The 12015-nt window shown below is 30.0% G+C and carries 13 protein-coding genes; 4 read left to right on the forward strand and 9 right to left on the reverse strand.

What is annotated here, in order from left to right:
* Nucleotides 1-9: 9 nt before the first annotated feature.
* The 3 genes from frhG to frhA all read right to left on the reverse strand — a co-directional run bounded on the left by frhG (nucleotide 10) and on the right by frhA (nucleotide 2540).
* A complete protein-coding gene (gene frhG, locus MRZ80_RS04675; protein ID WP_292536949.1) occupies nucleotides 10-750 on the reverse strand; it encodes a coenzyme F420 hydrogenase subunit gamma in 741 nt (246 codons plus the stop codon).
* A gap of 69 nt (nucleotides 751-819) precedes the next feature.
* Nucleotides 820-1296: a coenzyme F420-reducing hydrogenase, FrhD protein gene (frhD, locus tag MRZ80_RS04680; RefSeq protein ID WP_292536656.1), complete on the reverse strand. Its 477-nt coding sequence runs from the start codon at nucleotides 1294-1296 to the stop codon at nucleotides 820-822.
* A gap of 23 nt (nucleotides 1297-1319) precedes the next feature.
* A complete protein-coding gene (gene frhA / locus MRZ80_RS04685; protein WP_292536657.1) occupies nucleotides 1320-2540 on the reverse strand; it encodes a coenzyme F420 hydrogenase subunit alpha in 1221 nt (406 codons plus the stop codon).
* A 573-nt stretch (nucleotides 2541-3113) separates the two neighbouring features.
* Between frhA and MRZ80_RS04690 the strand changes: the two genes are divergently transcribed.
* The 4 genes from MRZ80_RS04690 to MRZ80_RS04705 are packed head-to-tail and all read left to right on the forward strand — an operon-like array spanning nucleotide 3114 to nucleotide 4837.
* Nucleotides 3114-3347: a hypothetical protein gene (locus MRZ80_RS04690; protein WP_292536659.1), complete on the forward strand. Its 234-nt coding sequence runs from the start codon at nucleotides 3114-3116 to the stop codon at nucleotides 3345-3347.
* 2 nt (nucleotides 3348-3349) lie between these two features.
* Nucleotides 3350-3619 carry a hypothetical protein gene (locus tag MRZ80_RS04695; protein ID WP_292536661.1) on the forward strand — a complete coding sequence of 90 codons (270 nt, stop codon included), beginning with the start codon at nucleotides 3350-3352 and terminating at the stop codon, nucleotides 3617-3619.
* A gap of 1 nt (nucleotide 3620) precedes the next feature.
* A complete protein-coding gene (locus tag MRZ80_RS04700; RefSeq protein ID WP_292536664.1) occupies nucleotides 3621-4202 on the forward strand; it encodes a hypothetical protein in 582 nt (193 codons plus the stop codon).
* Nucleotides 4203-4222: 20 nt separating this feature from the next.
* Nucleotides 4223-4837: a hypothetical protein gene (locus MRZ80_RS04705; protein ID WP_292536666.1), complete on the forward strand. Its 615-nt coding sequence runs from the start codon at nucleotides 4223-4225 to the stop codon at nucleotides 4835-4837.
* 59 nt (nucleotides 4838-4896) lie between these two features.
* Here MRZ80_RS04705 and glmU read toward each other — a convergent pair whose 3' ends face one another.
* The 6 genes from glmU to MRZ80_RS04735 form a co-directional block, all read right to left on the reverse strand.
* Complete coding sequence (gene glmU / locus MRZ80_RS04710; protein WP_292536668.1) at nucleotides 4897-6189, reverse strand: bifunctional sugar-1-phosphate nucleotidylyltransferase/acetyltransferase; 1293 nt, start codon at nucleotides 6187-6189, stop codon at nucleotides 4897-4899.
* Nucleotides 6190-6325: 136 nt separating this feature from the next.
* Nucleotides 6326-7687 (reverse strand): phosphoglucosamine mutase, encoded by a 1362-nt coding sequence (glmM, locus tag MRZ80_RS04715; protein WP_292536671.1) that lies wholly within the window; start codon nucleotides 7685-7687, stop codon nucleotides 6326-6328.
* Nucleotides 7688-7883: 196 nt separating this feature from the next.
* Nucleotides 7884-9113, reverse strand: coding sequence for a 2,3-bisphosphoglycerate-independent phosphoglycerate mutase (locus MRZ80_RS04720; protein ID WP_292536673.1), 1230 nt, complete (start codon nucleotides 9111-9113; stop codon nucleotides 7884-7886).
* A 4-nt stretch (nucleotides 9114-9117) separates the two neighbouring features.
* Entirely contained in the window at nucleotides 9118-9795 is a 678-nt protein-coding gene (locus MRZ80_RS04725; protein ID WP_292536675.1) for a TIGR00297 family protein, read from the reverse strand.
* Nucleotides 9796-9928: 133 nt separating this feature from the next.
* Complete coding sequence (locus tag MRZ80_RS04730; protein WP_292536677.1) at nucleotides 9929-10501, reverse strand: 30S ribosomal protein S3ae; 573 nt, start codon at nucleotides 10499-10501, stop codon at nucleotides 9929-9931.
* Nucleotides 10502-11041: 540 nt separating this feature from the next.
* Nucleotides 11042-11917 carry a hypothetical protein gene (locus MRZ80_RS04735; protein WP_292536679.1) on the reverse strand — a complete coding sequence of 292 codons (876 nt, stop codon included), beginning with the start codon at nucleotides 11915-11917 and terminating at the stop codon, nucleotides 11042-11044.
* Nucleotides 11918-12015 lie beyond the last annotated feature (98 nt).

Consider the following 12015-nt stretch of genomic DNA (forward strand, 5'->3'; position numbering starts at 1 on the left):
CCTCCCTATCTATTGTAATCCCATTTCTTTTTTAATTTGATCTATAGACCACCAGCTACGTGTACATTGATAGTAGCATAAACCACATTTTACACAACGATCACAGTTATATGATGGTCTTCCATCTTTCATTAACATTGCACGTGTAGGACATGCAGCTGCACATGTTCCACATCCAATACAAATTGATTGATTTACAATATTTTTCTGTAAGTCACATCCACATGCATCTTTTTTCTCTGTAAATTTCATAAATGGTTCAAGATATTCCATATCTCCATTTACTGCTGCAAGTATAACTTTTTTAATTGCCTCAGGTCCTGGTGGACATCCTGGTATTGCTAAATCTACATCAACTAAGTATTGTAGTGGTACAAATGATGCATGTTGAGGTTGTGCTTGTTGTCCTCCTTTTGCATATACTGTAAATCCACCAGTTGATGCACATGATCCAAATGCTACGAGAAGATCTGCTTTTTCTCTTGCTTCTCTTAATTCTTTTACTGAATGTTTATCTTCAAGACATACAGATCCTTCAACTAAAACTATGTCCATTTCTGGCATATCCCATCTATCTACAAGTGTTTGTCCATATACAATATCAACAGCATCAAGTAGATCTACAAGATCATCATAGTTTTCTGTAAAAGACATGATATCTCCAGTACATCCTGATAAGTGGATATATCCTACTTTTAATTTTTCATTTCCATTTTCAGACAAGACTCTCACCTTTATTTTTATTATAATTTAATTTTTATATTTCCTTTAGTTCCTAGTTATTTTAAAGTTAGCTCATATTATAATCACATGGAGATCTTATTTACTAAGCATTTCATCTAATACTTTCATTGTTAAATCAACACATTCAGGTATTTTATCTGATAATACATCAGTTAAGCCCATTTCCATCTCTAGTGGTACACACTCTGGTTGACATACAACAAGTTTTATATTTACTTTATCTTCAAGATCATGAAGTGGATATGTTACACTCACACCATGTACATCCATATATCTATCCTCTTCTTTTACATCACCCAGATCTAGTACTGCAAGTGTTCCTGGCTTTGTATCTAGTTGTGCTATATCTATTATTATGATATTTTTCCATTTATCTTCAGGTAATGTGAAGATATAGTGTGGTGCACTTGTTGCTCCATCAATTAGACATGTATCTCCTGGTAGTTGTATGTTATTTTCTTTCATATAATTGATAACTTCAGGTCCAAAGCCATCATCTTTAAATAAGATATTCCCACATCCAACTATTAGATTTTCATGATTATATGCCATCTAACTTCTCCATTATATTAATTCTATAATTGTATCATTTCATCTTTTATTACTTCTTTAGATTCATCATCTACAACTACCATATGTGTTGCACATGATAGACATGGATCGTATGCACGTATTACATCTGCTCCATATTTATGATGATATCCTTCTGTTGCTTTACCCATTGTTGGGATGTTCCATGTTGTTGGTACAATTGCACGGTAATCTGAAATGTATCCTTGTGGTGATATTTTTGCCATGTGTATGTTTGTTCCACGTGGACCTTCAATTACTCCTACTCCAAGTTTGTCTGTTCCTTCAATGTTGAATTTTGCCATTGTTTCAGCTGATGTGTCAAGTTGATCTATGAGTTCAAGAATTCTTTCTGCTGAATTTACCATTTCTAGTGCTCTTGCTATATGTTGTGCTTTTACACCTTTATCTTTGAAGTTGCGGAATTTTACAGCTCTTGCTCTTGGTCCTGTTTCTACAACTTCTCCTTTGTATAATGGTATTTGTGAGCATGCTCTTTTTCCTATTTCTGGTTGATCATACCATGAACTTGGTAGAATTTCTTCTACTGCATCCATATCTATTGCATCTCTTGAACCATATGTGTTTGATGATGCAAATACTGGTTGGCTGTGTTCTCCAAGTTTATCTGGGAAGTCTTTTTTCTCAACTAGTTCTGCCATTGTTTCTATGTGTTCTTTAATTAATGGTAAAACATTTGAGATTCTTTCCTGAATTTTATTTTTTGTATTTTCTGTGATGTTATGTGCCATTCCACCAATTCTTATATCTGATGGATGAATTCCTTCTCCTCCAATAACATCTTCTACAAATTGTGCTTGTTTTCTTATTTCAGAAACATTTGCTATTACATCAGCACGAATACTATCATCTACAAAGTCTGGTGCTACTAGGAAATGGTGTATTGCATGACTATTTATTATATGTGCATTTAGACACATTTCTCTTAGATATTTTGCATTTTCTGGTATTTCAATTCCTAGTGAATCATCTACTGCTTCTACTGATGCAAGTGTATGTGTTACAGGACATACTCCACAGATTCTCTGTGCAATTACTGGTGCAGATTCTGGTCTTCTGCCTATTAGCATCTTTTCTATTCCACGAACAGGTGTAATACTAAAATAACGTCCTGTTGTAACTATTCCGTTTTCATCAACTTCCATTGATAGTTCCGCATGCCCCTCTTGACGAGAAGTAGGGGATATTACTACTGTTTCACTCACTTTCAATCACCTATTTAAGTAATATTTTTTTTACTATTTTTTTCTAAAATAATTTATTTTTCATATGTGTAACACTTTTTGTTACAAGAATTTTTTTTAGAAATTCAACTGATTATAATATATTACCATAATTTGTAATTATTAATTATGTTGATTTTGATTCTGAAAAATTAACAATAAATTATACAAAAAACATCTTATTTTTATAAAAAAATAATTTAAATTACTTTTAAATTATAATCTTTATATTTATCTTTATTTTTTTTAATTAATAAACTATTAGATCTTAGTTTTAACTAAATTTAATTTTAAAAATTTAGTAGAATTTTACATAAAAAAATGGTATTTTTTCTAAATATTTTCAACTACAATTATAACTTTAAAAAAACAATTAAACTTATCCTAGAAATAAGGTTATGAAAAACAAATAAAGTATGATTTTATAATTAATCTATTTTATTAACAATAGGAGTTGATGCTTTTATTGAAATCTTTAAAAATAACAAAAAACAACACGACAATGGAAAATGGCAGGAAATTAAAACAGATACCTGGAATCCAAAAGAAGGTGAAATGATAGAAGGAAAACTTATATCACAAAAGCATGGTGTTGGACGATACAATCAGAATATGTATATTCTTGAATATAATTCAAAAAAGACTATTATCTGGGGTAAAACTCAGCTTGATAAGCTTATGGATGATGTTGATATTGATGATTATATTAGAATTACATTTAATGGTTGTATTAAAACAGGTAGTGGACATAAGATGCATGTTTATAATGTTCAAAAAAGGATGGATTAGAAATGGAAATTAAAACAATTTATTGGAATCCTGATGTTGATGATTCAATTGAGGGAATTTTAATTGATAAACTTAGTAATGTTGGAAAATATAAAAGTAATCTCTATAAAATTCAGGATGATGATACTATTTATTGTATCTGGGGTAGGTTTCATCTTGACATACTTATGAAAACTACTCTTATTGGTGATAAGATTTTTCTTAAATATGTTGGTGTTGAAGAAATAAATGATCATAAAATGAAACGATATATCCTTAAAGTTAATGAATAATATGCATGATAAAATACAACAATACATCAAAAAAGACAAGCATTTACTACTCTATAAACAACCATTATATAACATCTACAAAATTCATGATAAAAAATATAATCCCATCTATATTTCAACACCAAAAAAGGGAAAAACTGCAATTGAATTAATACTAAAAAAAGTAGATGAAAAACAACACAAAAATATGACAATAAGCAGCCTAATTGATGAAATTAATAAACAAACAGAAGATAAACAACTACACATCTTTCTTGACCACTTCGAACATCTAACACGACGAGAACTAACATACTACAGACAACTATCAGAAAATAAAAACATAACAATAATAGCAAATATCACAGAAGACCAAGACCTCATAGATGAAGAATTTCTACAAAAATTCATAATAGTAGATGATAAATTCTACACAAACCGCTCATTAAGTATAAACATACAATTTAGTCTACTTTTAGTTTTTACAATACTGGTATTTCTACTATTTCTTAAAATACAACTAAGTATAGTAGGAATTATAGTAAGTACACTATGGTTTACATTTCTAATGTATAGATCGTTCTATTACATGATACGAAGATAAAAAAATGAGGATGGTAAATTATGAGTAATATAAATGAACTTCTAGCATCAGTTGTACTATATTCACTAATATCATACCTTCTAAACATACCAGATTTTCTAGTTGGATTAATATTTGCAACTATAGCCTCACAAATAAGTACAATACTACCATCAAATTATAAAACATCACTACTAGTATTTATTCCAATAATAATCTTTTCAATAAAATATCCAACCATAATGATAGCACTAACTGTAGGATATGCCTCATCAATAATAATATCACTACTATCAAAAAATGGATGTAAACTACTCTATCCAATAGGAAACATTACATTTACAGGACCTGCAAACTACATACAAAACGATACAAAAGGAGACTATGCAGCAACAGTATTTCTAGTAGTACTTGCTATAACATCAATCATATTTTCAATGTATGGAATGGACATAATAAGTACACTAAATGAAACAAACACAGATAATATCCACACATATTTTACAAACCAGGAAAAAAATACAACAGACAATAGAAACTATGTACACTATGTAAATATAAATCCCACAGAAGTTGTAAATAAAAACATAACAACAATACACAAAGATAACACTACAACAACAATAGTATCAGAATACAATCCAAATACCACATGAGAAATTATTAAAAAAAAAGTTTTAGAAGGTTAAAAAAAGAAGAAAATAAAAAAAAATAATTAATCTTCTTTTTTCTCTATTTTTTGAATATCAAGACTAACACGTGCTTTAACAAGTGAATTTTCCTCAATATCACGGTAAATTACACATCCAGCATTAATGAATGAGCCATTACCAATTTTAACACCAGGATTTACACTAGTATTAATACCTGTTTTTACACCATCACCAAAGATAGCACCAAGTTTACGAAGACCAGAATCTACACGTTCACCTTTAACTGTAACTGGAACATTTTTATTATCAAATCTAAGATTTGCAAGATTTGTACCAGCACCAAGATTACAATTCACACCAATAACAGAATCTCCCACATATGAAAGATGATTTACATTAGTACCATCCATAATAATACTATTTTTTATCTCAACAGCATTACCAACATCTACATCGTTACACAAACAGGTATATGGACGTAGATATGTATTAGGTCCAACATCACAGTTTTCACCAATAAATACAGGACCTTGAATATAACATCCAGATCTTATAATACTGTTTTTACCAAGATGAAGATCACCATGAACTGTTACACCATCTTCAATTTCACCCTGAATATCTTCTTCCATTTTCTCAAGGAAGCTAGCATTAGATTTTAGAAGTTCCCATGGTCTTCCAACATCCATCCAAGGTTCATGAGATACTAAACCAAGTATTTCATAGTCATTGTCAAGTTCAATTTGAAGTGAATCTGTAATTTCATATTCTCCACGCTCTGAAAGTTGTGTTTCACGAATAGCATCGAATATTTCAAGGCTAAATAGGTATATTCCAGCGTTTGCAAGATTACTTGGAGCTTCATCTTCTGCTGGTTTTTCAATGATTTGAGTAATTTTATCATTAGTCATTGAAACAATACCATAATTTGATGGATTATCAACTTCAATCAATGTTAATACTCCTTTAACATTGTTGCTTCGTCTTGTAGCATATTTTTCAATTAAGTTTCTAATAAGATCATAACTTACAATAATATCTCCATTTAAAACTATGAAACTTTCATCAATATACTCCTCAGCACTACCAATAGCATGAGCTGTACCAAGCTGTCCTTCTTGTAAGGCATAATTAATATTTACTCCAAAGTCACTTCCATCTCCGAAGTAGTCTTCTATAACTTCATGTTTATATCCTACAACTAAGGTTATGTCTTTGATTCCTGCTTTTTTAAGTGATTCAATGTTATATTGGATTAATGGTTTTCCTCCAGTAATAAGCATTGTTTTTGGTCTTGTGGTTGTCAAAGGACGCATTCTTGTTCCTTCACCAGCTGTTAAAATTATTGCCTTCATATGATTTTCCATCCTTTAGTTTTTAATTAATAATATTAATTTCTTATTATAAGTTATTATATATTTTTTTAATAAAAAAAGAATTAGAAAATAAAGAAAAAAAGAAGAGTGGAGATTAAATTAAATAAAATAACAACTAGATAAGGTTATCTAGGAAATCTGATGAGATTTTACCAATTTCATCAAGAAGTTGTTGTGTTTTTGCTTCAGCTGTTATTCTAATGTATGGTTCTGTACCAGATGGACGTATTAAAACCCAACTATCATCGTCAAATTGTACTCTTACACCGTCAATTGTGAGAATTTCAGCGATATTTGTGAATTTTTCACTAAAATGCTGTGATACTTCATCCATAACAGCAGCTTTTCTATCATTTTGACATGTTACTTTAAGTCTTAATGTAGGATAGCTTTCAATATCAGCTAGTTGTTTTGATAATTTACCATTTTTCTGTACAGCTGCAATAATTCTAAGTGCAGAAAGAAGTCCATCAGGACACATACAGAAGTCTGGATGAATCCATGTACCAGATGGTTCTCCACCAAATGTTGCATTATTATCAACAATAGATTCTGCTACATGTACATCACCAACAGGTGTTCTTAGTACACTTCCACCAAGTTTTTTCATCTGTGTATCAAGACATGCTGATGCATCAACTGTTGTAACTACAACCCCACCAAATTCTTTTGCCATAATTGTAAGAAGTTTATCAAAGTCTGATATGTTACCTTCCTCATCTATTGCAATCATACGATCTGCATCACCATCATGTGCAATACCAATATCTGCACCTGTAGCTTTTACAGTTTTCATAAGTTCAACTAAGTTATCAGCATTAGGTTCAGGATTACGTCCTGGGAAGAATCCATCAGGTTGACAATTAAGTGTTATAAGTTCCATTCCAGATTTACGTATTGCTTCTGGTGAAAGATATGATCCTGCACCACTTGCTGCATCAAGGACAACTTTTAGAGGTTTTGATGAATCAATTCCTGATGCTTCAATTATTGCATCTACATATTCATCACAAAATGATGAAATATCATATACTTCTCCTATTTCATCCCATCCAAGAATATTGAAATCTCTTTCATATACAATTTTTTCAATTTCATGTTCTTGATGTTGTTTATATGCTGATCCATCTGCATTCCATAGTTTTATACCATTATATGGTGAAGGATTATGTGATGCTGTTATCATAATACCTGCATCTGCATTTTTCTTTATTGTTGCATATCCTACAGTTGGTGTTGGTACCATTCCAAGAGATAGTACATTACAACCTGACTGCATAAGTCCTGCAATCATAACATTTTCAATAATTTTACCAGTTGTACGTGTATCTCGTCCTATTACAACTGTTTTTCCATGTCCACCAATATATTTTGCTAGTGCTCGTGCTACATCTAATGCTAATTCTAGTGTAACTTCTTGTTGATATTTTCCTCTGATTCCTGATGTTCCAAATAGTTTTGGTATATTATCTTCCATTATATGTAAATCTCCTTTTATTAAATGAGTATAATAATTAAAATAAAAATTAATTCTTTAATATATTTAGTTTTATTATCTTTTTTTATTAAATTTTTTAAGTATTTTTCAATAAAAATTGTGGAAATAATTTTATCTAAAAAAAGGGGTGTGAAATAGGGGGAGGTGAATTAGTTGTAATTTAAATATAAAAATTCTATGCTCCGAATTTTGCAATTACATTCATTAAATCTCTGATAATGTACATTACATCTGATCCTCTAATACGGCAAAGACCACCTTTTGCTGCTGCTCTTTCACCATATTCTGTTACATCATCTACTCTAAGACCAGGTGCTTTTATAAATACAGGTACAGGATCTCCTGTGTGATCCATTACACTTACAGGTGTTGAATGGTCTGCTGTTACAAATAGTACAATGTCATCCATTTCATCAAGATCTTTCATAATTGGATCAATTTTTTCAATGAAATCTCTTTTACCAATTGTATCTCCATCGTGTCCTGCTTCATCTGCACCATCAACATTTACAAGTATGAAATCATATTTATCACTTTTTACTGTGTCAATGATGTGTTTGTGTACACTGTCAATATCTGTGTGAATTCCACCAGTTGCTCCTGGGATTTGGATAATGTCCATACCAGCAAGTTTACCAATACCTTGAATAAGTCCAGTTTCTGCTACACATGCTGCTTTAAGACCATATTTTTCTTCAAATGATTCTACTTCAGGTACAGCTCCTACACCACGTGGTATAACAATATTTGCTGGATTTTCTCCATTTTCTATTCTTTCAAGGTTTACTGGATGATCTTTAAGCATTTCATATGATTTTTCAACGAATTGATTTACAACATCTGCTGTATATTTTGCTTCTTTTGTATCATCTAAAGGTTTTACAACTTTTGGTTTGTGTCCTTCATGTTTAGGATCTGCATCTGTAATTTGATCAGATAATCCTTCTCCTCTTAGAACTAGAACTGCTCTGTGTCCTGTAGATTCTTTAAAGATAACTTCAACATTATCATCAATTTTCATTTGATTGATTGTTTCTGAAATTTTATCTGTTCCTACTTCTATTCTTCCAGCACGTCTATCTGTAATTGTTAGATCTTCATCTGCTGTTGAGAAGTTACATCTGAATGCTACATCTCCAGGTTGAACATCTACATCTACACCTGCTGCTTCAAATGGTCCTCTTCCTGTGTATACTTCATATGGATCATAACCTAGTAAGGTTAAGTGTGCTGTGTCACTTCCAGGTCTTACACCAGGACGTATTGTATCCATAATTCCTGTTATACCTTCTGTTACCATTTTATCCATAGATGGAGTTCTTGCACTCTCAAGTGGTGTTTTACCACCTAATTCTTTCATTGGGCGATCTCCCATTCCATCTATTACAAATATAATTCCTTTCATATTTTCATGCTCCAATTGTGATTATTATGATACCAACTAATGCTCCAATTATTGTGGCTAGTAAATTAACATGTTCATTATTTAAAAGTCCCTCGCGCTCTAATGTTGCACCTAAAAGACTATCTGCAAAACAACCTACCATTCCAGCAATGATTGCTATACAGATACTGTGGGTAATGTCTGGGGTTACATTTACTATAAAGGCTGAAACTCCAATTATTAAAGCTCCAATTAATCCTGCAACAGTTCCAAGTACTGATACTCCTCCATCTGTTCCAGGTTTTACTTGTTCCTTATTTGTTATAAGTATAGGTTTGCTTAACACTCCTATTTCACTTGCCATTGTATCTGCTGTTGCTGTTGCTATTGCTCCAACAAATCCAGCATAATTCCCAAAAACGGCCATTATTACAGGAACGATACCGTTTGATATAACGTTTTTTATCGTTCTTTTTTCATGAATTAAACCTATACGATACTTGTAGTCTTTTTTAAATTTAGTAAATACTGAACCTAAAATAAGAAATAGTAAAAGTATTGTTAGCCAGTTAAATCCTCTGGTTGTAACAATAAACATTCCAATAATTGTAACAAAAAATGAGCCTAGTAAATCAAGTGCACCACTTAAGTATACTAAAATTCCAAGTATTACACAAGTTATGAGGAATATTAATTGTATCATAAAGTAATCTATGTACTTTAATTATATTAAATGTTTATAAAAAAAAGAAATAAAAAAAAAGAAGAAGATTATAAATTATCTAAATTAGTCAATATATTCAATTGTTTTAGAATAAATTTGTTAGAAAACAAATTTAGTTTACTTTTGATTTTATTGTTTCTACTTTTTTAAGTGGGTAGATTTTTTTAGCTTCGTGGTAGATGTTTGATGCAAATTTACCAGAAATTATATCTTTTACTAATTCATTAAGATTTTTCTCTGCTGCGTTTTCAACAACCATTCTTCTCATGGTTTCTCTGATAAGTTTTTGTTGTGAAGCTTTTGCTCTTTTTACTGTAATTGCAAGTATGTGTATGTCTAATTTTACACCGTCTTTTGTTGTTGCACTTGTGATTGTATCGATACGGCTTGTTCCTCTTCTGATCATACTACGTACGTAATCTGATGTTACTTTGTGACCTGTAAATACTGTGTGTGCTACTTCTCCTGATACGTGATCTACTTCAAAGAAGAGTTTTACGTATTGTCTGCTGAAGTCACCGTTTAATTCACGCATTGAGGTTTCAATTTTACGTCCTACAAGCATTTCTGGTTCTCTTGCAGGGGATGTTCCTAAACTTTCTTCATTAAATTCTTCTGGTGCTAAAATATCGTACCAAATTTTTTCTTTCCATGTGTCACGTACTCGTCTTCTTGCTTTTGCCATTATATCATATTCTCCTATAAGTTTTATTTTTAAATTAAATTTTTTTATTTGACAGTTTATATTACTGCTAAAATAGTTTTTGGTGGTTAGTTATTTTAAAATCTTAATTAAAGATACAGTTCTTAAAAAAGGTTATAATTTTGTTGTATCTTCTGAATTAGTTTATATTTTTTTAATAATTTTCTTCTAAATTTATTAGTTTGAAAATAATTCCGTCAAGTTCAAAATTGGTAAATAAAACAAATTAATATCGTTGTTTTTTATAAAAGAATTTAGATACGCATGACTTTTGTCATAATCTCTTATAATAATCTCGATAGGATTTTAGATTATAAATTACCAAGAACCTAGTCTATATTATTAATTTTATATTATGTTTTTTATTTAATATAAAGTTACGTATTAAAATTAGTAATTAAATTATGTAAAAAAAGAATTAATTTTCAAAAAAGATTTAATTGTGTGGGTATGTATGTTATTTTTAAATTTCCATCCTAAAAAAATATAAATTAGGAGGGAATAAATTTCCTATATTTATTTTTATGCTTGTCTAACTTCTTGGAATAGTTCATTTAAGTCAAATGATCTTACATCTACTTCATCATCAGTAATTCTTTTTGAAATTTCACCATCAAGAATTTCAAGTAAAACTCTTAGTGATGAAGAATCCTGATTTTGAGGTACTTTATATGTTTCTATTAAATCTTTTTTTGATGCATATTCAATTAATTCATGATACTGTGTATCTCGACCATATATTTTTGCATAAAGTCTTGACTGGGAATCTTGTGTTCCAGGTATTACTATAATTTGTGAAAATACATCAACTCTTTCATAGTTTAATGTTTCAAGTTCACAGTAATCTTCTATAAATTTATGGAGATAATACATTGTAAGTGATGGATTTTCAAGTTCTAAATCTTCATCTAAGTTGATAAATAAGTAGAATTCATTAAATCCTGTATATAATGGTACTGCCTCAATATTAAAGAGACTTTTTATAAGATCATATACTTTTTGTAGTTCATAGAATGCTTTTTTATCATGTCCTAAATTAATTGATCTGCGTATGAACATGTATTTTTGAATTTCATTTAATTCTTCAGTTTCTTGTCTTATGATTGTTGTATCATTTTTAAATCTGAACATTATATAACGTTTTTTTGAATGCTCTTCATATTTTTCTTTTTGAAGTCTATCCCATTTTAGTATATTTTCATCTGTATCAAAGTTATATAGTGACATGTAGAATTCTTTTTGTGGATAGTATTCTTCAATATATTCTGATAGTTGATCTATTGATCTTACATTATAGTTTTTAAATCCTTCTTTTTTTGTTCCTATTGTTAGAACTCTGTTGAATTTTTCTCCATATATAGCTCTGTATAGATCAATCCATTTTTCATCTATTTTCATAATGATTCCCCCCTCTAAATTAAAATATAATTTAAAATAATTCCAATGTGTTTTAATTTAAAGTAATTATTAAGCTCTGTTTTCTTATTATTAATTAT

This window comes from Methanosphaera sp., from assembly GCF_022768985.1.
Classification (GTDB): domain Archaea; phylum Methanobacteriota; class Methanobacteria; order Methanobacteriales; family Methanobacteriaceae; genus Methanosphaera.